The following is a 26,624-nucleotide window of genomic DNA, read 5'->3' as shown; positions in this document are numbered from 1 at the left end:
CATGGCGGAGAAGGAGGGATTTGAACCCTCGCGCCGCTTACACGACCTACTCCCTTAGCAGGGGAGCCCCTTCAGCCACTTGGGTACTTCTCCAAATTGGCTCCGCAGGCAGGATTCGAACCTGCGACCGTTCGGTTAACAGCCGAATGCTCTACCACTGAGCTACTGCGGAATGAAGAAAAAATTGACGACTGTAACCATTGTAATGAGCATTTATAATTTTGTCAACAGTTCATTATATATTGTTTTTCGCTACCATCCAATTAGCGACGGCTTTTATACTTTATCATATCTTTCTCCTTTCCGTCAACCATTATTTTTATAAAATTGAATTTTTCCTCCGCACTTTCCGCATAAATATCGTTCTGGGTTCATTTTTCTACGGCGAATAAAAGTGCTCATACATGATAGGCATTTATAAATATAAATAACTCAGCTTTCGCAGTCCAAAATCTTGTTTAAATGCTTGATGTAAATGGTCTTGGGAAGTACAAAATTATCATTTGACATTTTTTAAAACATAAAGAAAGACACCTATTCTTTTGGTAAAATATTGGTGACGAAACCAAATCCAAAAGAAAGGTGTCACCACTATGATAACGAATAAAGACTACTTTGCGCAATTACCAAAAGAAATTAAACAAGGATTTTCCGAATTAAATATTGGATATCATTTAAGAAAAGCGAATATTACGAAACTTTCCGGGTATTCTTGTCTTACTGTTTTCAAACTGATTTTTCTTTTAGTCTTCCAATATAAGAACTGGTTTCGTGCTTTTATGAGTAAACGATCTCAGGATCTGCCCGGAAAGGATACAGTCTATCGCTTTTTAAATACACCAACCTATCATTGGAGAAAGTTTCTGCTTTCATTAAGCAGTGAAATGATCCGTCTGCTTCAACCATTAACTTCAAAAGATCGTGTCACAGCTTTTGTGATTGATGATTCTGTCTTTTCAAGAAACCGTAGTAAGTCGGTTGAACTGTTGGCTAAGGTTTTTGATCACTCTACCCATCAGTACTTGAAAGGGTTTCAAATGCTTACCCTTGGCTGGACCGATAGTTTTACTTTTATTCCCGTTGATTTTGCTCTTCTAAGTTCACCGAAAAAGGAAAATCGCCTGCAAGAAATCAATACCAATATTGATAAACGAACATCTGGCTATAAGCGTCGCCAGGAAGCTCTGAAATCAAAACCGGACGTGGCTTCAGCTTTACTTGATCATGCGCTTGAAAAAGGGATTATAGCTGACTATGTTCTCATGGATTCCTGGTTTACACAAGCGCCTTTAATTGAGAAGATTACGAACAAAGGGTTATTTGTCATTGGCTTGGTGAAGCAATTAAAGCAGCGATACGTTTACAATGGTGAACGTTTCACACTGAATCAACTTTACAAATTGGCAAAACCTCACATGGGTAAAAAAGACATTCGCGGATCCGTTTATGCTACTTTAGACAATGGAATTCCAGTAAAAATTCTATTTGTACGAAACCGTAATAAACGGAGCGAATGGCTTGCCATTCTCAGCACAGATACAACATTAGAAAATGAAGAGATCATTCGTATTTACGGCATGCGTTGGGACATTGAAGTCTTCTTCAAATGCAATAAATCCCTTTTAAATTTAGAGAAAGAATTCCAGGGACGTTCCTACGACATGTTAATTAGCCATACAACCATTGTTTTTACACGATATATTCTCATTGCTTGGCAAATGCGAAAAGAGGAGGATCCTAAGACGATTGGCAACCTTTTTTACATCCTTTGCGAAGATGTAAAAGACATAGATTTTATTACTGCCCTTCAATCACTTATTGACCTTTTCCAAACTTTGGCGGAAGCCGAGGTTTCTTTGAACATGGACATCTTTAAAAATCAAATGAATAAATGGTTGGCCACTATACCTAATTATATCAAGCAATGCTTAAATATTTCTGTGTGCGAAAGTTGAGTAAATAATATTATTTTTATTTTTTTCTCTTAATGGTGTGCAAAATCTAGGTGCACCTACTTTTTTTAAAAGCATTTTAAAGTCAGAGTCCCGATGCCGAAAACCTTTTCCTTCGATATGAAGATGGTAGTGGCAAAGTTCATGCTTAATAATCCCTATTAATTCGTCCATTCCGTATTGTTCATAATATTTTTTATTCACTTCAATATCATGGCTGTTTAATAAATATCTTCCGCCTGTTGTTCGAAGACGGTGATTAAAATACGCTTTGTGAACAAATTTTTTCCCAAAAAAGGATAGTGAAATTTGCTCCACAAGTTTTTGAAGCTGGTCATCATTCAATGTACTGCACCTACTTTAAAAACATGTTGAACAGGACAACAACTTAACGCATACAATAAATATTACTACATCTAATCGGACTCACATATTTTATTTTAGCATATGCTTTTTTTCTTGACCATAAAATGGCAAGCCAAAAAGAACAATACATCCAAGGAGGTATTAACCAATGCCGAATTGGCTTATAAATCAAATGAAGAAAGCATATTATGAAAAAAACGTTTATCAAATCAAGTTATTAAATCAATGCTGGTATTTCTATAGAAAAAAGCATTGCTCATAATTCAACAGCTCTCAAAGAACAGACTAACTTTTTTCAAAATTTTTTGGTTGATAGATCGTTGTTTGCTTCCATCAGCATGCAATATAAGGTTGATAAAAAATCAGCTGTCGACTTTGCCGACAGCCGTGATTTCTGTTGTTATTTATTTAACCATTGTTAAAGCGACTCTTCCTTTATCAACATCAACTTTTTCCACCCAGACTGTCACGATGTCCCCAACCGAAACAACGTCCAAAGGATGCTTTACATATTGTTTGCTTAATTTTGAAATGTGCACAAGTCCATCCTGTTTAACGCCGATATCAACAAATACACCAAAGTCTACTACGTTTCGAACCGTTCCTTGCAGCTCCATTCCTTCTTTCAAGTCTTCAAGCTGCAGCACATCTTTTTTCAAAAGAGGTTTTGGAACTTCATCACGAGGATCGCGCTCCGGTCTCATTAAAGCATCGCATATATCCTTCAATGTATATTCGCCAATATGCAAGGCTTTTGAAGTTTCTTGAATATTCAGCGATCTGATTTTATCTTTCAACAGTTCTGTACCGATATCATCGACTGTCAATGAAAGGCTTGACAGCAGTTTTCTAGCGTCTTCATAGCTTTCAGGATGAATGCTCGTCCTGTCAAGCGGATCGTCGCCGTCCAATATTCTTAAAAAGCCGATACATTGCTCATACGTTTTCTCCCCAAGCCGTGGGATGGATTTTAAATCGTTGCGATTCACAAATTTTCCAATTTCTTCTCTCCGTTTCACAATATTATGAGCCACTGTTTTTGATAATCCAGATACGTATTGCAACAGAGACGGCGAAGCAGTATTTACGTTGACACCGACTTGGTTGACAACTGTTTCCACAACAAACGTTAAAGAGTCATGCAATTTCTTTTGGGATACATCATGCTGGTATTGACCAACACCGATTGATTTAGGATCAATTTTCACCAATTCAGCAAGCGGATCTTGAAGCCTTCTAGCAATGGATACTGCGCTGCGTTCTTCGACTTCAAGATCTGGGAACTCTTCCCGGGCTAAATCAGAAGCTGAATAAACACTTGCTCCCGCCTCGTTAACAATTAAATAATAAATATCTTCTTTTAATTCTTTTATTACATCTGCAACAAATTGTTCTGTTTCTCTTGAAGCTGTTCCATTGCCGATAGCGATTACTTCAATTTGGAAGCGTTGAATAATATCGATCAGCTTTTGTTTTGATTTTTCTATTTCATTTTTTGGCGGATGAGGATAAATCACATCAATATAAAGAACTTTTCCAGTTTCATCGACTGCCGCAAGCTTGCATCCTGTACGGTAAGCCGGGTCGATTCCTAAAACGATCGTTCCTTTTAATGGAGGTTGAAGGAGCAGTTTTCTTAAATTTTCGGAAAAAACACGAATGGCCTGATCTTCAGCTTTTTCAGTCAATTCTTTTCTAATCTCCCGCTCAATCGAAGGCTGTATGAGCCGTCTATACGCATCCTCCAACGTTTCAATTAAAATATCAGCAGCAATTGTCCTTTGATCCGAAACAACTTTTTTCTTCAAATAGGCTACTATTTGTTCTGTCGGCGGCTCGATTGCCACCCTTAAAATCCCTTCCTTCTCCCCTCTGTTTAACGCCAAAACACGATGGGGAACGATTTTTTTGATCGGTTCTTCATATTGGTAATACATTTCGAATACTTTTTTCTCATCTTTTTCTTCGTCTTTACACGTTGAGACGACCATACCTTCTTTCAACGTTTGCTCCCTTATCCATTGCCGATAATTCGGATCGTCTGAAATCCATTCTGCAATAATATCTTTTGCACCAGAGAGAGCATCTTCAACCGTATGGATTTCTTTCTCTTCATTGATGTATTTTTCGGCTTCTTCTTCAATCGATCCCGCTAGCGGCAAGGAATATATCCATTTGGCTAAAGGCTCAAGCCCTCTTTCTTTTGCAATCGTTGCTTTCGTTCTTCTTTTTTGCCGGTATGGCCGATACAAGTCTTCAACTTGCTGCAATTTTTCAGCCGCCAGTATTTCATTTCGCAAAGATTCTGTTAGTTTTCCTTGTTCCTCAATTAACCGAATAACTTCTTCTTTTCTTTTTTCAAGGTTTTGTATGTATTGCCAGCGTTCACTAATGTTTCGTATTTCCACTTCATTTAAAGCGCCTGTTTGTTCTTTTCTGTACCGCGCAATAAAAGGAACGGTGTTGCCGTCTTCAAGCAATGCAATGACATTTTGAATTTGTTTGGTGGATATTGATAATTCGCTGCTTAACATTTGAAAAATTTTCTCATTATTTAACATTCTTTAGCCTCCACTACTATTTCCATCTACATAAACATTTTATCAAAAATTTTTTCAACATAAAAAGACAACCGTTATCCATCCGATTGTCCCAACAATTAAAAAAGCTGCCCGATTATATAAGTTAAATCATCTGTCCGATCGGAAAGAAATTTATTGAAGCCTTTCGCAATCTCGTGAATAGAAGAATGATCTTTTAACGCCGTTTTAATGTTTGAAGCATAAAGGCCATCAGTGTGAATAATAAATTTTGACCCTTTTTCATATGAAAAAGTGCGGATGCGATATTTCTTCATTTTACCAGGTAAATATCCAGCGGTTGGAATTGGATAAATGTATTCCCCAGAAGGCAAATATAAGATGAAACGAACGTTTCCTACCGAGCCGTATGTAATAGTTTTGTCTACGAAATCCACCTTTAATATTCCGGCTGTCGCGCCTCTTTTACCTTTTAATTTCTTATGGCACTGTTTAAAAATCTCATGTACAGTTTCCTGCTGGTATTGCTTCACCGTTTGGCATATGATTTCAGATGATTCACGCGCAGCTTGTCCACTTCCCAACCCATCTGCGACAACACAAACAAATCTATGCTCGTCCGTACAGGTGAAAAAACTGTCTCCACAATAAGCACTGCCTACTTTTCCAACCTGACATGTCAAAAATTGAATATGTTCAGTTTCTTGATATTGAATCATTACCCTATCTCCATTGGATCAGCGTGAACAGCTTTTTTTAATTTTTTTAATGCTTGGCGCAATAGTCTGGAAACATGCATTTGGGAGATACCTAAAATTTCACCTATTTCTTTTTGACTGCGGTTATGATAAAAAGAATGTAGAATAATTTCTTTTTCTCTCTCAGTTAAAACGTGCATAATGTTTTCAATAGTCAGTTTTTGAAGAATGCGTTCAAAGCCCTCGTCTTTTTGTCCGACAAGATCTAAAATGGTGACCGCGGTTCCATCCGGTCCAGCTTCTATTGAGTGATCAACAGAAAGCGTATGATAGTTTTTGACCATTTCCATAGCTTCCAAAACTTCTTCCTCAGCTGCTCCTAAATATTCTGCTATTTCCTTGACCTTCGGAGAGCGCTCCAGCTGACTCGTCAACTGCTCCACCGCTGCATTTATTTTTGGTCCAAGTTCTTTCATTCTGCGGGGCACATGGACGCTCCACGTTTTATCCCGAAGATAGCGTTTGATTTCTCCAATAATCGTTGGAACAACAAACGCATCAAATGATTTCCCAACTGTTGGGTCGAAGCGATCAATCGCTCCCAATAAACCTATCATCCCGACCTGTACCAAATCCTCCTGATACATTTTCGAACTTGAGTACTTTTTTGCCAGTGCAACAACAATTGGCTGATAAAGTTCAATAATTTGTTCTTGTGCTTTTTCATCTTTATTTTCCTGAACTTGACGAATGAGTTCATGGATTTCGTTATTGCTTCGTTTTTGACCATGAGGTTTGTTCATTTCTCATTCGCTCCTCATTTAAAAGCTTGGACATCTTGACAGTTACTCCTGAGTTCATATCGATTGTCACTTCATCCATTAGCGTTTTAATTAGAAACAAACCTAAACCGCCCTCGCTCAATTTTTCAATCGGCATGGAAGGAGAATAAGGCCCGGTGTTTTCTTTCATTTTTGATAAATCGAAATTTTTTCCATCGTCTGAAACAGTGATCTCTAATCGATTTTCAAACAAGCTGAAGCCGATTCTCACTTCACCGTTTTCATTATGACCGTAGGCATGCTGCACCGCATTTGTACACGCTTCACTGACGGCAATCTTTAAATCTTCAATGTCATCATATGTGTACCCCATTCTATTGGCGATACCGGATAGAGTCAATCTGACAATCCCTATATACTCAGTTTTCGCAGGTATTTTCATTTCAATGTAATCAATACATTTATCCATTAATCCTCACCTTTTCTTGAAATCTCGATGATGCTGTCCAAACCGGTAATATGAAATAAGCGCTCCAGCCGCGGCGACAAATTTGTCAATTTCAGCTTTCCGCCTTGTTTTCTGACCGTTTTCAACAATCCGACAAAAACTCCTAATCCGGTTGAGTCCATATATTCAACATCTTTTAGGTTGACTTCAATAAAAGGTTCGCTTTCCTCAGAAATGGGCGCAAGTTTATTTTTTAGCGCTGGCGCAGTATAGGCATCAATCTCTCCTTTTAGATGCACATACGAAACCTTTTTTTCCTTTTTAATATCAATTTCAAGATTCATTCTGATCCCCCTCATAAAAGACAAAATCATCCATTCACTTATACCCTTTTTCGAAGCCGTTTAAACATTTTTTTTCATAATGATTAAGGTGAAATCATCCCGCAATTGAAAACCTTGCATTTTCTCAAAATCTTTATAAATATTTTCTACTATTTGTTGAGCAGGCAAATGTAAATGAGCTCGGATGGCGCTCGTCACTGCAGCTCTATCAATAAATCCTTCCTTCGTTCTTGTTTCAGTTACTCCATCTGACAAAAGAATAATCATATCGTTTTGGAAAAGATTTAATTCATATTGCTCATATTTCACTTGCCGGTCAACACCTAAAACAAGCCCTTTTGATTGAAGGTCATAAAAGTGATCCTCGCTGGCGCAATAATAAAAGCCCGGTTCATGTCCTGCAGATGCATATGTAATCTTATTCGTCCGAAAATCGTACTTACCAAAAAACATGGTAATAAACATATTGACATCGATGTTTTGTTCAACAACTCTATTTAAATTTTCTAATATGTAGCTCGGATTTTGCCTTGATTCCAGGAGGCTGTCCATCGCATATTTAATCATTGATATACACAATGCTGCAGGTATGCCTTTGCCTATGACATCCGCAATCGCAACGCTCATTGTGTTTTCATGTTCTGCAAACTGGTAATAATCTCCGTTCATAATTTTGGCAGGAACGCTGATGACCCCTATGTCCAATTCTTCGACTTTTGGAATATTTGTTTGCAGCAGTGCCTGCTGTACGTTTGCTGCAATTTCAATTTCGGATTTCAGCTCAAGCTGCCTGCCCCTCAAAAATTGATGTTCTTGATAAGCCAGACCATAACCAACCATTACCTCCAATAAAAAGTCAAAGGAATCTAAAATCTTTTTTGGTATGTCTGGAAATAATTCTTTTAAAACTTTTAAATGGATGTTGATGATTTCCTCAGGCGGTATTTTATGTTCAATTGCTTTCCAACTGAAGCGCTGCCCTTCATATAAAGCTTGTTCGGTCAGTTCTTGAATGTAATTTGCTAACATCTCTTTATATTTCATTTGAATATCATCATCAAACGCCATAAAATCCTCCTAACGAAGCCATTTCACCACTTGTACAACGGTCCCTTCGCCTGTCTTTGAGTCGATATAAAATTCGTCCATTAAGCGCTTAACACCAGGCAATCCAGCCCCAAGTCCTCCTGACGTCGTAAATCCATCCTCCATTGCCTTGCGAATATCAGGAATTCCCGGCCCATGATCAGAGGCGGTAATTTTAATTCCTTTTTTTTCTTTTTCTTCAATTTTATCGATGTAAATTTTCCCACCATTTGCATAATGATAAATGTTCCTTGCTAATTCTGATATTGCGGTGGTAATCCGGGCTTGGTCCACTGCGCCGAATCCAAGTTCTTTCGCAGCATGACGACCCAATTGGCGGGCAGCCACAATATCCCATTCGTTCATAATCATTACACAGGATTGGCCATCCATTCTAATCCTCCAGCTCCTTAAGCAATTCCAGCCCTTTTTCCAAGTCAAGCGCAGTATGAATATCTTCCAGTTCAATGCCTAATTCGATCAGCGTAATAGCCACAGCAGGCTGAATACCTGTCAATACGACCGTCGCCCCCATTAACTTAGACATGTTGACACAGTCCCCTAAAATCTTGGCGATAAATGAATCAATGACATCAACGGAAGTTAAATCAATGACAACACCTGTTGCTCCTGTTTCATGAATTTTCTTTAATAAATCTTCCTGAAATTGCATCGCTGTTTTGTCGTCCAGCTCCCACTGTATTGAAATTAATAGATTATTATACAGTTTTAAAATAGGTATTTTCGACGTTTTCATCATCTGCGTTCACCCATTGAAACAATTTTTCGATTGGTCATTTCAAGCGCAGCTTCGATGCCTTTTTGAAGGGTATTTTTCGTCGTAATTTGACTTAAATCAATGCCTAGATTCACTATCGTTTGCGCAATTTCAGGGCGAATGCCGACAAGCAAACTTTTTGCTCCTACAAGACGAACTGCTTCTGCAGCTTGTATAATGTGATGGGCTACCATCGTATCCACAACAGGCACACCGGTTATATCAATCAGCACCACTTCAGAACGATATTTAACGACCCCTTTTAATAAATTTTCCATAATTCTTTTGGCACGGTCCGTATCAATCGTTCCAATCAATGGCATAACAGTGATGCTATCAAAAACCGGAATCAACGGCGCAGACAATTCTTGCAGAGCCATTTTTTGGAGATTAATGGTTCTTTCATATGAAGAGGTATATTGCAGAAATACTTCCCGATTAACCGGTGAGGTAACTTTCTCTATCTCCGATAATAATTCAAGCGGATCACCCGGTATTTGTTTCTCAAGCAATTTAGCAAATAATATTTTTTCAAAAGTATGTAAGCATTGAGCAATTTTGTCCATTGGCCAGTCAAGCTGGACAATCCGTTTTGAAAATTCATGAATTTTTCCAGAAAATTCATCTTCTTTGTTTTTGCTCCATTCGATGAGAATATTCACATATTCTGCAGCAATTGCTTGATCAATTTGATCAGACTCAGCGGAAATTGATTGGGCATCAGCCTTGTTGAAGCGATCAATCCAATCCTTCATAATCTCGTCTCGATGCATTCGGATAAATTCAACTATTTCAGAAATTTTCAGTGACATGTTGCATGTCTCCTTTCAAAAACTTTGCCTTTTCAACTTTTATACTGTAGATGAGCAATTTTCATAACAATAATTACCATACCAAAAGAGACAAACAGGGTACCCCTTATGCCACATGGAGCTGTTTTTTGACAACATCAATGGGAATATCTTGCTTCGCTGCATGGTAAATGAACTCGACGAGACTATGCCCTTTCTTCGTTCGGAGAAGATCAAGCCCAGTAGAGAAATCCCGGTTGGACTCGACCATACTGTACACATAAGCGAGTTGCACCAAGATCCAATACCGTTTCACCGCCCGACGATGACGAACACGGTACCCATCGAGCTTCAGCTGGTCTTTCGCTTGTCGAAAAAAGCATTCGATCGACCAACGTTGGGCATAGTAGCGCAAGATCTCTTCATCGCTTAGCTCCCGGTCGGTGCTCAAGACGCAGTGAAGATGTTCGGGTGTCATCGGCTGATCGGCTTTCCAAGCCAACAACACAACGGCATCATCGAGACCTTTCAGCGATCCCTCGTAGCGATACACGCGATAACGCTCTTCTCCCACCGTGACGAGATGGGTGTCGTTCGGTTCGATATAGCGGGCAAACTGTTTGGCTTGGATGGCGATGCCTTTCGGATAGAGAATCCGGTTCGTTTTGAGCATCGCGATGACGTGAAATCCTTTTTTCAGACAGGCTTCCACGAGCGCTTGCGATGGATACCACGAATCCATCAGCACATAAACGGGACGGCGTACATCCAAAGAAGAAAGCATCTCGATCGCGAGTTCCCCCTTGCTTTTCCCAGCCGCCTTGTCGTAGAGGCGGAACGCAAAGGGAAAAGCCTGGGTCATCGTATGAACCATGAGCCAAACAAGAGAATGTCCCCAGATCGACTTTTTCTCTGTGTGAGAATAGTGCCAATCACACCCTTGAATGGCGTGCGTTGCCCGTGACGAAGGCTTGATTTTTTGGCAAATCGTATCATCGATCGAAACAAAAAGGGGTTGATTTTTCTGTTTGGCGATCCGTTCGACACGATGAAGCATCCATTGCTGGAGTTTGCCAAGCAGCGTCTCTTCATCCCAAGGGCTTTTCGTGAAAAAATGGCTGAGTGTCGTTCGATGATTGGGGTGAAAGCTCCAATGATGAAGATCGGTCAACGTTCCAGAAAAGCCTTTCGTGATCATCGCATCCACGATATGAACGAGATGCTTCATGACAGGTTTTGAAAAATAAAGTGCCAACCCCAACATCGTGAAAAACTTGTGGATTCCTTGATGATGTGCTAATCTATTCATGAGACATGAACCTCCTTGTGTGAATGGTTTGTTGGCACATCTATTCTAACCAAGGAATCGGGTTCATGTCTCCTTTTTTGTTTCGATGTAAATTTATGTTAGTGATTTTGCTCATCTACTGTTTTATAGAAAAATCACTAGCGTTGCATTAATTTAATTCGAAAATTCCGAATTGAAAAAAGTCCATAAAAAAATCCTTTATAATGGATGGTACAGGTGGTCCCTGTCCAAATCCAATATAAAGGATGAAGCCTATGGACAAGGATACACTATTTTCTTCATTTGGTAAATGGGTCACTCCTCTCAATTCTGTTAAATTTACACAAAGAATTGAAGAGATGAAACAAGATAAATATACGAAAAAATTAACCACAAAAGCGTATTTACTTTTGTTTTTGCATGCTCAACTTCAACAACGAGAAGGACTGCGCGCCATCGCCGATGATGCGTTACTGGATGATTTTCAGCGAGAATTAGGATTGACATCTATTAGTGCTTCACAACTTTCTCGAAAACATCGCCAAGTAAAACCCGAATTGCTCGCAGAAATCTTTCTGGATTTAGTGAATCAAATCCGCCAGATGTCCACGAATTCCTCCAGTCAGGTGAGTGGCTTAAAAATCGTGGATTCTACGACCATTTCACTGAATCTGAAAAAATATCAATGGGCTACGTTTCGCAAAACGAAGTCGGGAATTAAGGTTCATTTACGACTGGTGTTTGTCAATGAAGATACGGTTTATCCGGAAAAAATGGTCATGACCCCAGCAGGGAACAATGATCGAACACAAATGGAACAACTGATCGACGAAACAGATGCCATGTACGTGTTTGATCGTGGTTATGTAGACTACGAAAAGTTCGATTATTACTGTGATAAAGGCCTCTTTTTCGCCTCCCGTCTGAAAAAGAATGCCTATGTTCGATTTCTTGAATCGTTCTCTGTCCCATCCAATTCCTCTATTTTATCTGATTCGATGGTGGTCATTGGGACACCACAAAAACGAACGGAAAATGTCTTTCGATTAATCGAAACATTCGATTCGGACGGGAATCGAATTCGAATCATTACGAACCGATTCGACCTAGATCCAGAAGAACTTGGTGATATCTATCGTTCTCGATGGGCCATTGAACTATTTTTTAAGTGGATTAAGCAACGTTTAACACTCAAACATCTTTATGGAACGAGTCCAGAAGCTGTAGAAAATCAGGTTTACTTAGCTCTGATTTCTTACTGTTTACTCATTCTTATTCAACTTGAAATGAAATCGAAACATTCTCTCACCCAGATTTATCGTTGGCTTCGCGTTTTTCTTTGGAAACCAAGTACCGTGTGGGTGGAACGAATTCAACGGGAATGAGTTGAAAAAAGTCGGCGAAGCGCAGTAGCCATGTAACAATAAAACAAATACATTTATTACCAAATGGATAGTGATCACCTTTAGTTGGTTACTGCCTTGTTTTTCGTTTATTATAAAATATTTTATTCAGAAAATTCTGCATAAAATGTTTTTATTTTTTATGCAACGCTACTGTAGAAAAATAAAAAAAAATTATAGATATGTTCCCGTTTTTATCATTTTTCTTCCACAATATCTGCTAATGCTGTCGCATGCATTGCTTACAGCTATTTTATAAAGGGAATGCGGCAAATCTTCCTTTCGCTTCTCGACTATGGAAGATGCTGTTTTTAAATGCTTCGTCGTTTAAAAAAGCGAATGCAGCTTGTCAGCACGTCTGTTCATTTTTGCGCAAAAATCAAAAATACCACAGTTTCGCAACTGTGGACATTTTTTCAATCTTATTTATTTTAAACATTCTACCTGCAGGCAGTCCTTTTGAAAAGATCGTTGAAATATACGTAAAAAATATTAGAAATCGATCAGGCCTAAACTGATTTGTAAGGCATCGTCCACTTTATCCATCATTTCATCATCAAGATGGGTAATTTTATCCGTTAACCGTTGTTTATCAATCGTTCTAATCTGCTCAAGCAAAATGACCGAATCCCGTTCAAATCCATATTTTTTCGCATCAATTTCAACATGAGTCGGCAATTTTGCTTTTTGAATTTGTGCTGTAATAGCGGCTACGATCACCGTTGGACTAAAACGATTCCCTATATCATTTTGGATAATTAAAACTGGACGAACGCCGCCTTGCTCTGAACCAACTACAGGGGATAAATCAGCAAAATAAACGTCGCCGCGTTTAACAATCAAAAGATTACCCCCCGCTAACTAAGCGTTCAACGGTGTGTTCAGCCTCATACTCTGCCAGAAAAGCCTCCGATGCAATATTTAGATTGATCTTCGCCATTTCCATATAACCGCGTCTCATTGACTCGCGAATTTGGCGTTTTTTACGCTCTCTCAAATACATTTTCATTGCTTGATAAATAAATTCACTTCTGTTTCCGTTTTCCTGTTTCACGATTCCATCTAATTCAGAAACAAGTGCTTGTGGCAATCGAACAATAATTTCCGTTGTTGAGCTGGATTCAGACACCAAAATACACCTCCACCGTTCCTACAAAGCCGAAATCATTTTATTCCAATATTAATATTAACATTTATATTCGTTGAAGCAAAGCCATTTTTCAAATAATTTCTTCAATATTATCGGCATTGATATGAATATTTTATTCAAGTTTCTTCATTTTTCAGTAAGCAGAGGATTTCTTACGTTTGTTTTGCCACCATTTCTTATATAAATCCGAGGAACCCGCCAATTGATCATGCATGGAATTTCATAATTAATCGTTTCCAGCCGTTTGGCCACTTCATCGACTGAAATCATGTCATTGCCTTGTGAACCGATAAGTGTCACTTTTGTCCCGACAGGTTTTTTTTCCGGAAGCTTAATCATCAGTTGATCCATGCAAATGCGCCCGATAATAGGAACGCGCCTTCCATCGACAAGAACTTCCGAACCAGTCAATTTTCGAATCCATCCATCAGCATAACCGATTGGAACCGTACCAATCCATTCCTCCTCTTTCGCTGCGTATGTTGCTCCGTAACTTACTTTTTCCCCTTTTTTTATTTTTTTAATATGAACAATCTTTGAGTGTAAAGAAAAGGCTTCATATAACGGAAAAGGCAGCGTGCTTTTGATAAATTCCGACGGCGCCAAACCATACATGGAAATGCCAAAGCGAACCGCATTAAAAGTTTTTGTTGGAAAGCGAAGAGTCGCAGCACTGTTAGCACAATGAATAATCAAACCGTCTGTATCCACGATTTGCAATAATTCCAGGAAACGTTCATATTGCTGTTCAAAATATGCTGTATCGTGTTCGTCTGCTGTGGCAAAATGAGTGAATATACCTTCTAATCGACATAACTGCTGTCCCTTTATGAGCGAAATGGCTTGTTCGAGTTCTTTTTTATCTCTTATTCCGATCCGTCCCATACCTGTGTCTAATTTCAAGTGGATGTTGACTGATGTTTTCCCTAAATATTTCCCAGCACTTTCCAGCCATTCAGCTGAATAGGCAGTCACACTTATCCCATTTTCTCCTGCAACTGTAACATCTTCTGGTCTTACCGCTCCTAAAACGAGGATAGGGGCCTTTATTCCTGCTTGTCTCAATTTCAATGCTTCATCTAGAAAAGCGACTGCTAATTTAGCAGCACCTGCTGACAATGCTGCTTGGGCAACTTCCACATCTCCATGACCATAAGCATTAGCTTTCACAACAGCAATAATTTCAGTTTCATTCGGCAAATGTTCCTTTAATCCATGAATGTTCGCTTCAATATGATCTAAATTAATTTCTGCCCATGTATCTCGGAAATAGTTCTGCATCTTAATTTCATCTCCAACGATATCGTTTTGTTTATTTTATATCACTGTTTCTTTTTAAACAATAGTACATAAAAAAGGCGGCAGAAGATCGTTTCTTTTGCCGCTCAATTTTACTACTTCCCTGATTGGCTTTGTACAGAACGAGCAACTGCAATCATTTCTTCTTGCGTCAGTTCGTTTGAAGCGAGCATATAATCCACACCATTATATGTCCATGTTAAAGAATTGTCGGTCAGCGCTCCAACTGCAAACCCTAAATCGACCAGCTCTCCGCTGACAAATTCTGAAGAGGTAACTGGTGAAACTTCCGCAAGCTCCTCAATAAGAGTAAATGATTTTTCGCCTCCGTAAGTTAATACTACTCGTTTTCCGCTATCTGTATTCAGCTCTTTTTCTTGGACGAGATCGACACCTTCCGGCAAGTCTTCCTTAAGCGGATAAAGAACAGCAAATTGTTTGTTCGCTGATTGAGCCAAAACAGGAATATCCACTTGGGCATTGGACATCGTTTTTTCTATTTCAAAGGCATTTTTATCAAATTTTGGATTCGATTCAAAATTGGAAAATTCAACAGAAACAAGCGCATTCCGATCAACATCCATCACTTTCACATATGAAGGTGTCAAATTTTTCTTATGAAATGCAATTTTTTGGTATGGGAGCATTTGATTGTTTTGATAATTGGTTTTTGTTTCAAATACATAGTTCTTTTCCCCGACTTCGAATTTCGCTTCTTTATCCTTCAATATATCTTGGACAAGCGATTCATACAGGTAAGCTTGACTCGAATTTTGCGGCCAATTGCTTTGGAAACGGAAGCTTTTGTTCAAAGCAGGAGTCAGAACAAATACCCCATCATCATTTCTTAAAATAATTTGGCTTTGATCCCTGTCATCATTTTTTAATAGCACTCGATAATAATGGGGCTTTTTGTGCCAAATTTCCACTTCATACACATGCGGCTCTTCCGCTGTTTTGATCGTCATTTTGGCGTTCACCTTATAGCCTTTTAATTCTTCAATTTTTTTGTTCAATGCACTTGAAACGTCTTCTTTTGATTTTACGCCACATGCAGATATTAATCCCACAAAAAGCAGACAGACAATCACGAGCTTTACGCCTCTCGTCAAATTTTTCAACCCCTTTGCCTCAATTAGCGTCACTAGGAAGTTTTGAAGAGTCAGTGAACAATTTCTGACTTGTCTCCCCTACCGCATTACAACTATATGAGGCAAGGTCAGCAAATATGCAGACTAGCTTGACAGGCTTTCAATGATTACTTGCGCAGCAGCAAAATTTTTTGAATGAGTGATTGTCACAAACACCCGGTCTGATGTAATATTTTGCACAATGATCGGTTTCCCTTTTTCATCATGTAAAATTTCAATATCTAAAAAGCCCACTGTCTTTCCGATTCCTGTCCCTAATGCTTTGCTAAATGCTTCTTTAGCGGCAAATCTGCCTGCCAAAAACTCCAATTGTCTTGAATCCCGCAATTTATTAAAGATTTCCTTTTCGCGAAACGATAAGATTCTGTCAATAATGTTGGATCTCCGCTCCATAATATCTTTCATCCTGTCCATTTCAACGATATCAAGTCCAATCCCAACGATCACACCATCACATCCCTTTAATTTTCTACTGTACTATTTATAAATTGAAAATCATACAAATGATTATAGAATACTTGTCCTGTTGAAAAGGAGAATTCACATGTTTCGCAGAACAGAAAGCCTTCACACTTTTATTCGCCTTTATCCTGCTGTCACGATCATAAGCTGCATACATGTTGTGTTATGGATTATGATGAAACTTTCTTTCCCAATATTTACGCTTCTATTTTCTTTTTTAACCGGATACAATGCAGGGGTTCATTCAGGGGAATGGTGGCGGCTCATTACACCAATTTTTTTGCATACTAGCTTTTCCCATCTTTTGTTTAATACAATCACACTTGTTATTTTTGCCCCGCCGCTGGAACGAATGGTAAAGTCAATTTATTTTCTGGTCATTTACAGTGCATCAGGCATTATAGCCAACATTGCAACCTATTTGATCATGCCAATGGATTATTCTCATGCAGGAGCTTCAGGGGCGATTTTTGGCATTTTGGGCACGTACATGTTCATCTGTTTTTTCCGAAAGGAATATATGGATCAAAAAAACTCTCAAATGATCTTAACGGTTACAGCCATAGCTCTCGTACTGTCCTTTATTGATGCCCATATCAATGTAGTTGCACATGTAACAGGACTTCTGGCTGGATTTTTGCTAGGTAAAGTGTTTGTCCGCAAAAAACCAAGCTTCATTCATTATACGTATTATCATCAACCGGTTCGGCAGGAAGGAATGAAATTATTTTTCAAAAAATGGTCGATATGGATTTTTGTTTTCGTTTTTATACTTGCGGCTATTTTATATGTGTTGTAAAAATTTAAATCACTCCCATCCACATGAGAGATGGGAGCTTCTAAACTTGTCCTTCACTTCTTCTTGAAAACCATTTATAAATTTCCATTCCGTCCTTTTCCTCGAGGTTTTTAACAGCAAAAAAGCTTCCAGTAGACTTGGAAATAATACTGCACTGAACAGAAGTCAGATCTTTTTGTCTCTGAAAATAGGATTGTTTCAATTCCAATGATTGAATCCGCTTTTTTTCGAAAAAGACGGTTGTCTTATTCAACACGCGGAAAGACAGCGTCAATTCTTTTCCATTTAAATACCAACCTGTATCTTTATATTGAAAATATCCGAGCACCAGTGCAAAAGGAATGAGAATAAGTGATAAGTAGCCCCATGGTTTAAAAAACAAGCATAAAGGGACGGCTATGAGAAGTGATAAAATCAGCATACGGAGCAAAAATCTGGACAGCGCACGCCGCGGAACCGGGTGCAGTGTCTCGTTTATCGTCAAATGGAAAAAGCTTTCAACCTTTTCTTTAACTTGTTTCTTCCGAATTAACGGAAACAAAATGGTCTCGACATCCTTGTCACTTCCTCCTCCCGCCGATTCAATATGTACAGTTGCATATCCAAAAGGCTGGCGCAGCCAATTTTCTGTTACTTTAATTGCTTGAATACGATCTATTGGTATAGAAATCTGTTTTTTTTCAAAAATGCCACTTGAAATAATAATTTGTCCGGCTTCTTCTCGAACTGTAAAATCTCCGTACTGGAGTAAAACCCCGATAAAGCTTATAATCCACGCAATGATCAAACCAATCAAACATAAGATGACAATCATCGTCACACTTGCATGGACAATCCATTCCAGCTTGTCAAATATTTTTTCGTACGGAATAATTTCATCAAATTGGCTTAAAAAGGCTACGATTGACAGAGCAACCCCTAAGCCGCTTGAAGTTGCTGCAGTAATAAGCAGTTCGTTAAAGCTTATTTTGTAAAGAACCCTTCCTTCTTCCAGTTTGTCTTGCTCTGCTTCTCCTTGTGCTATTTGTCTTTTTTGCTCCTTGATGATTGTCCGAATCTGTTCTGCCTCTTCTTTCCGTATGGCGCTAAGTTCAACCTCTGCTTCGCCCATGCCGCCCGCTGTTTCGATTTCAAGCTTCACTACACCGAAGAGGCGCTGGATGAAACCGGCGGTTACATTTATGGATTGAATTCTTTCAATCGGTATATATCGATTTTTTTTTAAAAAAACGCCCTGCTCAACACGAAATTCATTTTCTTCAATGCGATAAGTAAATTTCAACCAATTTAACACACTGGAAATGATCGTGAGTATAAGTGCTAGAATCGTTCCGATCAATAAAAACGACCGGATGTTTCCTATGTTTGTGACAAACAAGAAAATATTCGTTACTATAATTTCTTTAATCGCCTTCGCAATTTTCACTAAAACAGCTACGGGATGCAATCTTTTCTGATCATACATCATCCTTCGCCTCCCGTGCCAATTTCGAGATATAATCGCGAAGCTGATCCGCTTCTTCCATTTCCAGGGCAGGAATCTCGTGAACCGTTGCTGCAGTGGAAATAGTTACAGTCGCCAAGTTATATTTTCTTAAAATCGGTCCTTGTGAGGTATCTACATGCTGAACTCTCACCATTGGAACAAGCACACGGGTAACTGTAAACAATCCATGCTGCAAATCCAGTTCATTCTCATGAACTTCATATCGCCATATTTTCAACCGAATATTTGGAAAAATGAAAATGGAACAAATAGAAGACACCAACCAAATAATTGCCAATATAGGAATAATCCATTTCGGCCAGTTGAAAAAAAATATCAATAAAGATATGCCTATGATCACCAGCAACTCAACGATGCTCCAAATAGCCGCAGTGATCTTCCATACAGTAACAGCTTTAGGACTAATGCGATTTTGTGGTTCGCGCCGCAAGTTTTTCCCTCCCTTGTCTCCTTCTGTAAAAAATTACGTTTCATTTAGGCAAAAAGTTTCAAATATATAAAAAGGAGGCAGCTCCAAGTTTTGGAATGCCTCTTTTTCCATGTCTGATTATTCTTTTTCATTCCAATTATTTTGGGCTAGCCGATCCTTTTGTCGATCTTGCTGAATGAAAGGAGCGTTTCCGTCCAACCCGTTTGTTTTTTAAATCAAGCTTTCGTTTATTTCTGCTTTTTTCTTTCTTCATAGGGAGAGGAGGTTCCTCCGTCAATTTTACAGGTGTCGTATCCGGCTCCTTCGTTAACATTTTAATAGCTGCTGCAAGCAATGGGACGGAATCATATTTTTCCAATAGCTCCGCAGCAAAATTTTTATACTGATCTAAATTTTCAGTTTCCACTACAGAGCAAATTTTTTCGACCGTCATTTTTTGTTTTCCTACTAGTGCTTCATCTAAAGTAGGAGGACGCATTCGATCCATTTTTCTTTTTGTTGTATGCTCAATGGTTTCCAAAATACCGCGTTCCCTTGCGGTTATAAACGTCATCGCTTTTCCTGACTTCCCAGCCCGTCCTGTTCTTCCAATTCTATGCACATAGCTTTCAGGGTCTTGAGGTACATCAAAATTATATATATGGGTGATACCAGATATATCAAGCCCTCTGGCTGCTACGTCTGTTGCAACAAGTACATCAATGGCTCCATTTTTAAATTTGTTCAAAACAGATAAGCGTTTCGCTTGGCTTAAATCGCCATGAATTCCTTCTGCTGAATAGCCGCGGACATTTAATGCTTCAGAAAGTTCGTCCACTCGGCGCTTTGTCCTGCCAAACACAATCGCAAGCTCCGGTGATTGCAGATCAAGAAGTCTTGTCAAAACGTCAAATTTTTGTTTTTCAGGCACTTCTAAATAATATTGCTGCACATTTGGAACCGTTACTTCTTTCGCTTTTACACGGACATGAGTCGGATTTTTCATAAAGCGTTCTGCAATTGATTTAATTGGACCAGGCATTGTCGCAGAAAATAGAAGGGTTTGACGCTCCCTAGGAATATTTGAAAGAATGTGCTCAATATCATCAATAAACCCCATGTTGAGCATTTCATCCGCTTCATCTAAAACGACAGTGTGCACAGAATCAAGCCGCAGCGTATTGCGCCGTATGTGATCCAATAACCTTCCAGGTGTTCCAACAATGATGTGGGGAGGCTTCTTCAAAGCCCGAATCTGCCTGGAAATGTCCTGGCCTCCGTAAATCGGCAATACTCTTGTCCGTTTATCATAGCCGATTTTATATAACTCTTCTGATACTTGTATAGCAAGTTCCCGTGTTGGGGCTATCACAATCGCTTGAACAGCTGAATCATGAACATTAATTTTTTCTACTAAAGGGATGCCAAAAGCTGCTGTTTTTCCTGTCCCTGTTTGCGCTTGTCCAATGATGTCTTTATTGTTCAAGCCTAAAGGGATCGCCTGCATTTGAATGGGAGTCGCTTCTTCAAAGCCCATTCTTTTTATTGATTTTAACAGCTCCGGACTCAACCCGAACTGGTGAAACAAATTTGTCAATTTTTCCAAACTCCTTTAAGACTTTTATTAAGCGCTGCTGGATAAAAAGGCTCTTGTGCGTATTTTCTAGAAACTGTAAGCTTATCATAGTCGTGAGAATAGTGTAAACTCCGATTTTTGCTGGAAAGTACGCATAGGGATTTTTATCCATTCACCGCAGGTGTTATCATACCATTTCCATCAATCTATTTCAACTTACCGCACTATAGATAAAAAAGCATAAAAACAAAAGCACAAGCAAAATGATGTTTTATTTTATTTTATAAGGTGGGCGTAAAACCCCTATACCTTTAGGTTAGGGGATGTAAGCCCTAATTTTTGTCCAACTGTTCGAGTGCATATTGAATGAGATAAATAATTGTTTGGGTACGAGTTGTAAAACCTTTCTTTTCTTTGAATTCGTCAATTCGTTTCAGTAACTCTTTTGGATAACGCATATTCAAAACTTGCGACATTTTTTTAAAACCCCCATTGTGTATTAAAATAATACATGATATAATCAATGTATATTATAATAATACACAAACAGGGAGGTGAAAATCAATGATGATAAATAAGGTGTATAAATTTAGAATCTACCCAAACAAAGAACAAGAAATATTAATTAATAAAACATTTGGTTGCTGTCGATTTGTATTTAATCATTTTTTAGCAAAATGGAATGATATTTACAAGGAAACAGGTAAAGGATTAACTTATAACGCTTGTTCTTCTCAATTAACACAACTAAAAAAGGAATTAGTGTGGTTAAAAGAAGTAGACAGCATCGCTCTTCAATCATCACTCAAAAACCTTGTGGATGCGTACAATCGTTTTTTCAAGAAACAAAACGATAAACCACGTTTCAAGTCTAAGAAGAATAAGGTTCAATCTTACACGACTAAGTATACAAACGGAAATATAGCCATTATAGATAACAAAATTAAGCTACCTAAACTTGGTCTTGTTAAGTTTGCCAAAAGTCGAGAAGTAGAAGGTCGTATTCTTAGTGCGACTGTTAGACGAAATCCAAGTGGCAAATACTTTGTGTCCATTTTGGTTGAAACAGAAGTACAAGAGTTGCCGAAAACAGGTTCAGCCGTTGGCATAGATGTTGGCTTAAAGGACTTCGCTATTCTTTCTGATGGAACAAAATATACAAACCCTAAATGGTTTCGTAAGCTAGAAAAGAAATTAGCAAAAGCACAACGTATTCTTTCAAGACGTAAGAAAGGTAGTTCTAATTGGAATAAGCAACGAATTAAAGTTGCTCGCATCCATGAAAAGATTGCCAATACTCGTAAGGATTATTTAGACAAAATTTCAACCGAGATTGTCAAAAACCACGACATTATCGGGATAGAAAATTTGTCTGTTAGTAATATGCTTAAAAATGGTAATCCTGCAAAGGCAATCAGTGAAATATCATGGTCACAGTTCAGAACCATGTTAGAGTACAAAGCAAAGTGGTACGGAAAGCAAGTTGTAACGGTGGCGAAAAATTTTCCATCTAGTCAGCTTTGTTCGTGTTGTGGCTACCAAAACAAAGACGTTAAAAATCTTGCGTTGCGTGAATGGGAGTGCCCTAATTGTTATACCCATCATGACCGAGATATTAACGCAAGTATCAATATCAAAAATGAAGCCATAAGGCTTCTAACCGTAGGAACTACGGGGATAGCTTAGTAAATTAAGGTTCGTTAGAACCTTCTACCTAAGAATCCACTGCGGCTTTAGCCTAGTGGTAGTTCAATCTTTCATTAATGCATGAACAACATCTTCCAGCTTCATTCCTCTGGACGCTTTCACTAACACAAGATCTTTTGAGCCTAGAGCTTTCTTTAATTCATGAATGAGTTCATCTTTGTCAAAAAACACATGAATTTTTCTTTCATCTATAACTTTCTTTGCACCAACGGCAATTTCTTTTCCGAGTTTTCCAAATGTAAAGAGGTGATCAATTTCTTGATCAGACAGCATCATTCCTACTTCTTGATGAAGTTCAACTTCTCTTTCGCCAAGCTCCAGCATATCCCCTAAGACAAGAATTTTTTGCGAATATCCTTTTAGACCATGGACTAGATCAATGGCTGCTTTCATCGCTGTAGGATTCGCGTTATATGCATCATTTATGATGGACAGACCGTTCTTCGTTTGAATCAATTCAAGTCTCATGTTTGTTATTTTCAAATCGCGAAGCCCTTTTTCAATACGATCCAGTCCGATCTTTAGCAGTTCTCCAACAGCGATCGCTGCCAATGCGTTTAAAACATTGTGACGGCCTAAAACAGGGATAAAAAAAGGCTGTTCAGCTATATTGGCGCGAAACCGTGTTCCTTCACCCAACAGCTCCATTGATGTCGGAAAAAGATTATTGTTTTTATTTTCTCCAAACGTTACGGTTTGACATGAATAGTCTTTTTTTAACAAAGGCTCATCACCATGATAAATGAGCGTTCCATTCTCTTTTAAACCCTTTATAATTTCAAGCTTTGCTTCCGCAATCCCTTCACGAGAGCCTAAATCTTGTAAATGAGCATCGCCGATATTGGTAATGACGGCTATATCAGGACGTGCAATTGATGATAATAATTCAATTTCTCCCTTAGCATTCATGCCCATTTCTAATACGGCCACTTCTGTATCTTCAGGCATATCTAATATTGTTAAAGGCAGACCGATATGGTTGTTGAAATTCCCTTTCGTTTTATGCACGCGATACCGAGTGCCCACAACCGATGCGATCATATCTTTTGTCGTTGTTTTGCCATTAGAGCCTGTAATCCCTACTACTTTTGGGTTTACTGCCAACAAATAGTGAGAAGCAATCTGCTGCAATGCTGCCAAGGTATCGTCGACAATGATCAATGGTTTGTCTTGCGGCGGATTCGGGACTGATCTAGACCATAAGGAGGCATGAGCACCATTTTCGAACGCTTTCTCGACAAAGTCATGTCCATTAAACTTTTCGCCAATAATGGGTACAAATAAGTTTCCTTTACGGACATTCCGCGAATCAGTCGTTACTCCTTCGATGGTAATCTTCTCAAATTCCTCTTTTAATTCTGCGTTGTTTGCCATCTGCTTAATTGCTGATAATTGCCGTTTTATCATGCTTTTTTGTTCTCCTTTCAAAAGGCGGCTTTACACAGCCGCCCTAAGAACGATCTTTAAATAGTATACTTGATTCTCTGTTTTAGTTCATATCGCTCGATTCCAAGCTGAACCAATTTTTCAATCAACGCCGGATAATCGATGCCGCTGTGCTTCCATAAAAGAGGGAACATGCTAAACGGCGTAAATCCAGGCATTGTGTTCACTTCATTGATCAACGGTGTTCCGTCTTTTCTCAAGAAAAAGTCTGCCCGAACAAGTCCAGAACCATCGATAGCTTTAAATGCTTTCAGCGCCATTTTCTTGATTTGTTCATATTGCTCTTCCGTTATGTCAGCTGGAATAATGAGCTCCGTATCTCCGTCTTCATATTTCGCTTTATAATCGTAAAACTCTTTTTTCGGAGCAATTTCCCCAACAACAGAGCAGATCGGTTCGTCATTTCCAATTACTCCGATTTCAACTTCCCTTCCATCAATACTTTCTTCAATAATCAGCTTCCGATCATACAGAAACGCTTCTTCAATAGATTGAATGAGCGATTGCCGATCTTTTGCCTTGCTGATACCTACGCTTGAGCCGAGGTTGGCTGGCTTTACAAAGCAAGGATACCCGAGCTGCTCCTCGACTTTTTGAAAAACCTTCTCTTTATCTTTTTCCCAGTCTTTGCTCGTAAACCAAACGTACTTTGCCTGAGCAAGTCCTGCTTGGGCAAATAAATTTTTCATAATGATTTTATCCATTCCCGCTGCTGAAGCCAAAACTCCATTCCCAACATAAGGTATATTCAGCAATTCCAGCATTCCTTGTATCGTTCCATCTTCACCATTCGGTCCATGCAATAGCGGAAATACGACATGGACTGGATCAGCGCTTCCTGGAGCGTTAAATAGCTCTTGACTGAAAGGTACCGGCAAATGTTCACCTTTTTCTCCAGCTTCGGAATTTCCCGCTAGAAACTTCAAGTCTTCTACTCTTTCAACTGGACCGTTCAATTGCTTTCCTTTTACCCATTGCCCTTGCTCCGTAATGTAAATTGGATGTATGTCAAATTTATTTTTATCGAGAGCGTTTATTACTGCCCGAGCTGTTTGTAATGATACTTGATGCTCGGCAGATTTGCCCCCATATACAAGCGCCAGTTTGATTGCCATTTATTTTTTCCTCCCGTTTTGAAAAAAATCATCTGTTTTATTTTATCATTATATAGGTTGTTTTTGTTATCATTGCCGAACAATTTATTTGCGGGAGAAAAAAATTCACTTCTTCTTTACCATGAATTAAAATAAATACGAAGGAAGGAGGGGTTATCCAATGAAGCCAATAGAGACAGCAGAACAGTTTGAACAAGTGATTCAGAGCAATCAAGAAACCATCATCAAGTTTTTTGCCGATTGGTGCCCTGATTGCAAAAGAATGGACATGTTTATCGGCGACATTTTAGAAGAATACGGTCAATATGAATGGTATGAGATCAATAAAGATCAATTCCCCGACCTAGCTGAAAAATATCAAGTAATGGGAATTCCAAGCATTTTAATTTTTAAAAACAACGAAAAAATCGCTCATCTGCACAGCGCATACGCAAAAACACCTGAGGAAGTGAAAGAATTTTTAGGCTCGCATCTTAAATAAAGAAAAAGCCGCTGGGGGTGTCTAATAAGTCGTTTTTACGGCTTATTGACGCCCCCATGAATGTTTTAGAAACGTTGATATATCGGTGTTTATGATTTTTTGTTTTCAATGGCGATTTGATTTTCTAAGACAGCCCTTTCATAAAAAGCACGAATCTAAAAAAACTGGACTTCGGATGTTTTTTCATCCAGTCCAGCCTCATTCTTTTCCTATCAAAGTATTTCTATTCCTTTTTTAAATCCTCTAAAACCGTCAATAAATCTCTTAATTGGCTGATTTCATAGTCTGGAGTGACATCTCCGCTAAGCTCCAACTGCTTTCGATTTATCCAAACAGACCGGATATTTGTCCGTGATGCCCCAAGTATGTCAGTGCTCAGTTTGTCTCCAACCATTACCACTTCATTGCTTTGAACACCCATTAAGTTTAGTGCGTGTTCAAAAATTGACGGATCAGGCTTACCTTTGCCGAACTCACCTGAAATGACAATATGCTCAAAATACGATGAGAGAGCAGAAACACTAGCAATCTTTTCTTTTTGCAGGCTTGGATCCCCGTTTGTTAAAAGAAGCAAACGATAGTTTTGTTTCAGCTGTTCTAATACTTCAAATGTATCTTCATATACGAGCGGTCTTTTGCGCCGTTCTGCATGAAAAAGCTCAGCCAGCTTTTCCCCGAATTCAGCATCATCTATACCGACCGCCTTCAAACCGTTCGTCCAAGCATCTTTTCTGTAAACAGGCGCCAATTGATTAAGCTTCCCAAACTGTTCGTGCACGATTTCGCTAAAATTTGCCCAAAGGCCTTCAAACGGATTGATGCCAATCATTTTTGTAAATGGATATGTTTCATAAGATTCATACAATTTTCTCGCTTCTTGACGAACCGCTTCCTCAAGCTGTTTTGAATCAACCCCGTATTGTTCTTCGGCTGTGGTGCAAACATATTGGAATGTGTCGCTGACGCTTTTTTCATCCCAAAGAAGTGTATCATCTAAGTCAAAAAAAACAGCTTTAATCAATCATCTATCTCCTCTCCATATTCTG

At 38.8% G+C, this 26,624-nt stretch carries 28 protein-coding genes, 2 tRNA genes and 2 pseudogenes; 6 read left to right on the top strand and 26 right to left on the bottom strand.

Going from position 1 to position 26,624, the window contains the following annotated elements; genetic code table 11:
• Window positions 1-2: 2 nt before the first annotated feature.
• From NSU19_RS02105 to NSU19_RS02095, 3 genes and pseudogenes are all read right to left on the bottom strand, one after another.
• Window positions 3-93: transfer RNA gene (locus NSU19_RS02105), tRNA-Ser, on the bottom strand.
• A 4-nt stretch (window positions 94-97) separates the two neighbouring features.
• Window positions 98-172: transfer RNA gene (locus NSU19_RS02100), tRNA-Asn, on the bottom strand.
• 134 nt (window positions 173-306) lie between these two features.
• Window positions 307-420: pseudogene (locus NSU19_RS02095) on the bottom strand (zinc ribbon domain-containing protein); the annotation flags it as partial.
• 173 nt (window positions 421-593) lie between these two features.
• On the opposite strand from NSU19_RS02095, the gene NSU19_RS02090 reads away from it, so the two are divergent.
• Window positions 594-1,955 (top strand): transposase, encoded by a 1,362-nt coding sequence (locus NSU19_RS02090; RefSeq protein ID WP_087960047.1) that lies wholly within the window; start codon window positions 594-596, stop codon window positions 1,953-1,955.
• A gap of 15 nt (window positions 1,956-1,970) precedes the next feature.
• Here the strand turns inward: NSU19_RS02090 and NSU19_RS02085 are convergent.
• Window positions 1,971-2,297: pseudogene (locus tag NSU19_RS02085) on the bottom strand (SprT family protein); the annotation flags it as partial.
• Between the two features lie 169 nt (window positions 2,298-2,466).
• On the opposite strand from NSU19_RS02085, the gene cmpA reads away from it, so the two are divergent.
• Entirely contained in the window at window positions 2,467-2,580 is a 114-nt protein-coding gene (gene cmpA, locus NSU19_RS02080; RefSeq protein ID WP_094245000.1) for a cortex morphogenetic protein CmpA, read from the top strand.
• A 142-nt stretch (window positions 2,581-2,722) separates the two neighbouring features.
• Here cmpA and NSU19_RS02075 read toward each other — a convergent pair whose 3' ends face one another.
• The 10 genes from NSU19_RS02075 to NSU19_RS02030 form a co-directional block, all read right to left on the bottom strand.
• Window positions 2,723-4,879 (bottom strand): Tex family protein, encoded by a 2,157-nt coding sequence (locus tag NSU19_RS02075; RefSeq protein ID WP_066247056.1) that lies wholly within the window; start codon window positions 4,877-4,879, stop codon window positions 2,723-2,725.
• 98 nt (window positions 4,880-4,977) lie between these two features.
• Window positions 4,978-5,577 (bottom strand): PP2C family serine/threonine-protein phosphatase, encoded by a 600-nt coding sequence (locus NSU19_RS02070; RefSeq protein WP_066247059.1) that lies wholly within the window; start codon window positions 5,575-5,577, stop codon window positions 4,978-4,980.
• Window positions 5,577-6,359 (bottom strand): RNA polymerase sigma factor SigB, encoded by a 783-nt coding sequence (sigB, locus tag NSU19_RS02065; RefSeq protein ID WP_339198467.1) that lies wholly within the window; start codon window positions 6,357-6,359, stop codon window positions 5,577-5,579. Before sigB ends, NSU19_RS02070 begins: the two co-directional genes overlap by 1 nt.
• Window positions 6,325-6,807 carry an anti-sigma B factor RsbW gene (gene rsbW / locus NSU19_RS02060; protein ID WP_063388235.1) on the bottom strand — a complete coding sequence of 161 codons (483 nt, stop codon included), beginning with the start codon at window positions 6,805-6,807 and terminating at the stop codon, window positions 6,325-6,327. Before rsbW ends, sigB begins: the two co-directional genes overlap by 35 nt.
• Complete coding sequence (locus NSU19_RS02055; RefSeq protein ID WP_339194049.1) at window positions 6,807-7,130, bottom strand: anti-sigma factor antagonist; 324 nt, start codon at window positions 7,128-7,130, stop codon at window positions 6,807-6,809. The genes rsbW and NSU19_RS02055 overlap by 1 nt, the downstream gene beginning before the upstream one ends.
• Before the next feature lie 60 nt (window positions 7,131-7,190).
• On the bottom strand, window positions 7,191-8,198 hold the full coding sequence (locus tag NSU19_RS02050; protein WP_066247065.1) for a PP2C family protein-serine/threonine phosphatase: 1,008 nt from the start codon (window positions 8,196-8,198) through the stop codon (window positions 7,191-7,193).
• Between the two features lie 9 nt (window positions 8,199-8,207).
• A complete protein-coding gene (locus tag NSU19_RS02045) occupies window positions 8,208-8,609 on the bottom strand; it encodes an anti-sigma regulatory factor (protein WP_063388232.1) in 402 nt (133 codons plus the stop codon).
• Between the two features lies 1 nt (window position 8,610).
• Window positions 8,611-8,973, bottom strand: coding sequence for an STAS domain-containing protein (locus NSU19_RS02040; RefSeq protein ID WP_063388242.1), 363 nt, complete (start codon window positions 8,971-8,973; stop codon window positions 8,611-8,613).
• Window positions 8,973-9,749 (bottom strand): STAS domain-containing protein, encoded by a 777-nt coding sequence (locus tag NSU19_RS02035; protein ID WP_235600452.1) that lies wholly within the window; start codon window positions 9,747-9,749, stop codon window positions 8,973-8,975. The genes NSU19_RS02040 and NSU19_RS02035 overlap by 1 nt, the downstream gene beginning before the upstream one ends.
• A gap of 163 nt (window positions 9,750-9,912) precedes the next feature.
• Complete coding sequence (locus tag NSU19_RS02030) at window positions 9,913-11,094, bottom strand: IS701 family transposase (RefSeq protein WP_339197155.1); 1,182 nt, start codon at window positions 11,092-11,094, stop codon at window positions 9,913-9,915.
• A gap of 254 nt (window positions 11,095-11,348) precedes the next feature.
• Here NSU19_RS02030 and NSU19_RS02025 point away from each other — a divergent pair, with 254 nt between their 5' ends.
• Window positions 11,349-12,458, top strand: coding sequence for an IS4 family transposase (locus tag NSU19_RS02025; RefSeq protein WP_144596560.1), 1,110 nt, complete (start codon window positions 11,349-11,351; stop codon window positions 12,456-12,458).
• 510 nt (window positions 12,459-12,968) lie between these two features.
• Here the strand turns inward: NSU19_RS02025 and ndoA are convergent.
• The 5 genes from ndoA to acpS all read right to left on the bottom strand — a co-directional run bounded on the left by ndoA (window position 12,969) and on the right by acpS (window position 16,523).
• The gene (ndoA, locus tag NSU19_RS02020) at window positions 12,969-13,319 is read right to left on the bottom strand and encodes a type II toxin-antitoxin system endoribonuclease NdoA (protein WP_063388230.1); all 351 of its coding nucleotides are present in this window, start codon (window positions 13,317-13,319) and stop codon (window positions 12,969-12,971) included.
• A 4-nt stretch (window positions 13,320-13,323) separates the two neighbouring features.
• Window positions 13,324-13,605 (bottom strand): hypothetical protein, encoded by a 282-nt coding sequence (locus NSU19_RS02015; protein WP_063388229.1) that lies wholly within the window; start codon window positions 13,603-13,605, stop codon window positions 13,324-13,326.
• Window positions 13,606-13,752: 147 nt separating this feature from the next.
• Window positions 13,753-14,907 carry an alanine racemase gene (alr, locus tag NSU19_RS02010; RefSeq protein ID WP_144596845.1) on the bottom strand — a complete coding sequence of 385 codons (1,155 nt, stop codon included), beginning with the start codon at window positions 14,905-14,907 and terminating at the stop codon, window positions 13,753-13,755.
• A 113-nt stretch (window positions 14,908-15,020) separates the two neighbouring features.
• A complete protein-coding gene (locus tag NSU19_RS02005) occupies window positions 15,021-16,037 on the bottom strand; it encodes an outer membrane lipoprotein carrier protein LolA (RefSeq protein WP_165381955.1) in 1,017 nt (338 codons plus the stop codon).
• A 123-nt stretch (window positions 16,038-16,160) separates the two neighbouring features.
• Window positions 16,161-16,523 (bottom strand): holo-ACP synthase, encoded by a 363-nt coding sequence (acpS, locus tag NSU19_RS02000; protein ID WP_063388226.1) that lies wholly within the window; start codon window positions 16,521-16,523, stop codon window positions 16,161-16,163.
• 97 nt (window positions 16,524-16,620) lie between these two features.
• On the opposite strand from acpS, the gene NSU19_RS01995 reads away from it, so the two are divergent.
• Window positions 16,621-17,337: a rhomboid family intramembrane serine protease gene (locus NSU19_RS01995; RefSeq protein WP_339194041.1), complete on the top strand. Its 717-nt coding sequence runs from the start codon at window positions 16,621-16,623 to the stop codon at window positions 17,335-17,337.
• 40 nt (window positions 17,338-17,377) lie between these two features.
• On the opposite strand, the gene NSU19_RS01990 is transcribed toward NSU19_RS01995, so the two are convergent.
• The 4 genes from NSU19_RS01990 to NSU19_RS01975 all read right to left on the bottom strand — a co-directional run bounded on the left by NSU19_RS01990 (window position 17,378) and on the right by NSU19_RS01975 (window position 21,305).
• Window positions 17,378-18,805 (bottom strand): PH domain-containing protein, encoded by a 1,428-nt coding sequence (locus NSU19_RS01990; RefSeq protein ID WP_063388224.1) that lies wholly within the window; start codon window positions 18,803-18,805, stop codon window positions 17,378-17,380.
• Entirely contained in the window at window positions 18,795-19,274 is a 480-nt protein-coding gene (locus tag NSU19_RS01985; RefSeq protein ID WP_063388223.1) for a PH domain-containing protein, read from the bottom strand. Before NSU19_RS01985 ends, NSU19_RS01990 begins: the two co-directional genes overlap by 11 nt.
• Before the next feature lie 136 nt (window positions 19,275-19,410).
• Window positions 19,411-20,790 (bottom strand): DEAD/DEAH box helicase, encoded by a 1,380-nt coding sequence (locus NSU19_RS01980; RefSeq protein WP_063388241.1) that lies wholly within the window; start codon window positions 20,788-20,790, stop codon window positions 19,411-19,413.
• A gap of 371 nt (window positions 20,791-21,161) precedes the next feature.
• Window positions 21,162-21,305, bottom strand: a complete 144-nt coding sequence (locus NSU19_RS01975; protein ID WP_339198465.1) for a ribbon-helix-helix domain-containing protein — start codon at window positions 21,303-21,305, stop codon at window positions 21,162-21,164.
• An 88-nt stretch (window positions 21,306-21,393) separates the two neighbouring features.
• Between NSU19_RS01975 and tnpB the strand changes: the two genes are divergently transcribed.
• Window positions 21,394-22,515 (top strand): IS200/IS605 family element RNA-guided endonuclease TnpB, encoded by a 1,122-nt coding sequence (gene tnpB, locus NSU19_RS01970; protein WP_339198463.1) that lies wholly within the window; start codon window positions 21,394-21,396, stop codon window positions 22,513-22,515.
• 63 nt (window positions 22,516-22,578) lie between these two features.
• Here the strand turns inward: tnpB and murF are convergent, their stop codons facing one another.
• Both murF and NSU19_RS01960 read right to left on the bottom strand, forming a co-directional pair.
• A complete protein-coding gene (gene murF / locus NSU19_RS01965; RefSeq protein WP_339198460.1) occupies window positions 22,579-23,943 on the bottom strand; it encodes a UDP-N-acetylmuramoyl-tripeptide--D-alanyl-D-alanine ligase in 1,365 nt (454 codons plus the stop codon).
• Window positions 23,944-23,999: 56 nt separating this feature from the next.
• Window positions 24,000-25,097 carry a D-alanine--D-alanine ligase gene (locus tag NSU19_RS01960; protein WP_339198457.1) on the bottom strand — a complete coding sequence of 366 codons (1,098 nt, stop codon included), beginning with the start codon at window positions 25,095-25,097 and terminating at the stop codon, window positions 24,000-24,002.
• A gap of 160 nt (window positions 25,098-25,257) precedes the next feature.
• Between NSU19_RS01960 and NSU19_RS01955 the strand changes: the two genes are divergently transcribed.
• Window positions 25,258-25,578, top strand: a complete 321-nt coding sequence (locus tag NSU19_RS01955) for a thioredoxin family protein (protein ID WP_063388220.1) — start codon at window positions 25,258-25,260, stop codon at window positions 25,576-25,578.
• Between the two features lie 223 nt (window positions 25,579-25,801).
• Here the strand turns inward: NSU19_RS01955 and NSU19_RS01950 are convergent, their stop codons facing one another.
• On the bottom strand, window positions 25,802-26,596 hold the full coding sequence (locus NSU19_RS01950; protein WP_339199943.1) for an HAD-IA family hydrolase: 795 nt from the start codon (window positions 26,594-26,596) through the stop codon (window positions 25,802-25,804).
• Between the last annotated feature and the right edge of the window lie 28 nt (window positions 26,597-26,624).

Source organism: Aeribacillus sp. FSL k6-2211 (assembly GCF_037966125.1).
Classification (GTDB): domain Bacteria; phylum Bacillota; class Bacilli; order Bacillales; family Aeribacillaceae; genus Aeribacillus; species Aeribacillus composti.
Note: the sequence above shows the minus strand (reverse complement) of the source record. Positions and strands in the feature narration are given on the sequence as shown.

What these genes read in the sequence shown, in the direction of transcription:
- NSU19_RS02050 (WP_066247065.1), bottom strand. Translation starts at nt 8,198, where the DNA reads ATGGCGTTTGATGATGATATTCAAATGAAATATAAAGAGATGTTAGCA.
- alr (WP_144596845.1), bottom strand. Translation starts at nt 14,907, where the DNA reads ATGCAGAACTATTTCCGAGATACATGGGCAGAAATTAATTTAGATCAT.
- NSU19_RS02090 (WP_087960047.1), top strand. Translation starts at nt 594, where the DNA reads ATGATAACGAATAAAGACTACTTTGCGCAATTACCAAAAGAAATTAAA.
- NSU19_RS02045 (WP_063388232.1), bottom strand. Translation starts at nt 8,609, where the DNA reads ATGGATGGCCAATCCTGTGTAATGATTATGAACGAATGGGATATTGTG.
- NSU19_RS01980 (WP_063388241.1), bottom strand. Translation starts at nt 20,790, where the DNA reads ATGGGCTTTGAAGAAGCGACTCCCATTCAAATGCAGGCGATCCCTTTA.
- NSU19_RS01960 (WP_339198457.1), bottom strand. Translation starts at nt 25,097, where the DNA reads ATGGCAATCAAACTGGCGCTTGTATATGGGGGCAAATCTGCCGAGCAT.
- NSU19_RS02055 (WP_339194049.1), bottom strand. Translation starts at nt 7,130, where the DNA reads ATGAATCTTGAAATTGATATTAAAAAGGAAAAAAAGGTTTCGTATGTG.
- rsbW (WP_063388235.1), bottom strand. Translation starts at nt 6,807, where the DNA reads ATGGATAAATGTATTGATTACATTGAAATGAAAATACCTGCGAAAACT.
- sigB (WP_339198467.1), bottom strand. Translation starts at nt 6,359, where the DNA reads ATGAACAAACCTCATGGTCAAAAACGAAGCAATAACGAAATCCATGAA.
- NSU19_RS01995 (WP_339194041.1), top strand. Translation starts at nt 16,621, where the DNA reads ATGTTTCGCAGAACAGAAAGCCTTCACACTTTTATTCGCCTTTATCCT.
- tnpB (WP_339198463.1), top strand. Translation starts at nt 21,394, where the DNA reads ATGATGATAAATAAGGTGTATAAATTTAGAATCTACCCAAACAAAGAA.
- NSU19_RS01955 (WP_063388220.1), top strand. Translation starts at nt 25,258, where the DNA reads ATGAAGCCAATAGAGACAGCAGAACAGTTTGAACAAGTGATTCAGAGC.
- NSU19_RS02070 (WP_066247059.1), bottom strand. Translation starts at nt 5,577, where the DNA reads ATGATTCAATATCAAGAAACTGAACATATTCAATTTTTGACATGTCAG.
- NSU19_RS01975 (WP_339198465.1), bottom strand. Translation starts at nt 21,305, where the DNA reads ATGTCGCAAGTTTTGAATATGCGTTATCCAAAAGAGTTACTGAAACGA.
- cmpA (WP_094245000.1), top strand. Translation starts at nt 2,467, where the DNA reads ATGCCGAATTGGCTTATAAATCAAATGAAGAAAGCATATTATGAAAAA.
- murF (WP_339198460.1), bottom strand. Translation starts at nt 23,943, where the DNA reads ATGATAAAACGGCAATTATCAGCAATTAAGCAGATGGCAAACAACGCA.
- NSU19_RS02030 (WP_339197155.1), bottom strand. Translation starts at nt 11,094, where the DNA reads ATGAATAGATTAGCACATCATCAAGGAATCCACAAGTTTTTCACGATG.
- NSU19_RS02075 (WP_066247056.1), bottom strand. Translation starts at nt 4,879, where the DNA reads ATGTTAAATAATGAGAAAATTTTTCAAATGTTAAGCAGCGAATTATCA.
- NSU19_RS02025 (WP_144596560.1), top strand. Translation starts at nt 11,349, where the DNA reads ATGGACAAGGATACACTATTTTCTTCATTTGGTAAATGGGTCACTCCT.
- NSU19_RS02035 (WP_235600452.1), bottom strand. Translation starts at nt 9,749, where the DNA reads ATGAAGGATTGGATTGATCGCTTCAACAAGGCTGATGCCCAATCAATT.
- NSU19_RS01990 (WP_063388224.1), bottom strand. Translation starts at nt 18,805, where the DNA reads ATGATGTATGATCAGAAAAGATTGCATCCCGTAGCTGTTTTAGTGAAA.
- NSU19_RS02040 (WP_063388242.1), bottom strand. Translation starts at nt 8,973, where the DNA reads ATGAAAACGTCGAAAATACCTATTTTAAAACTGTATAATAATCTATTA.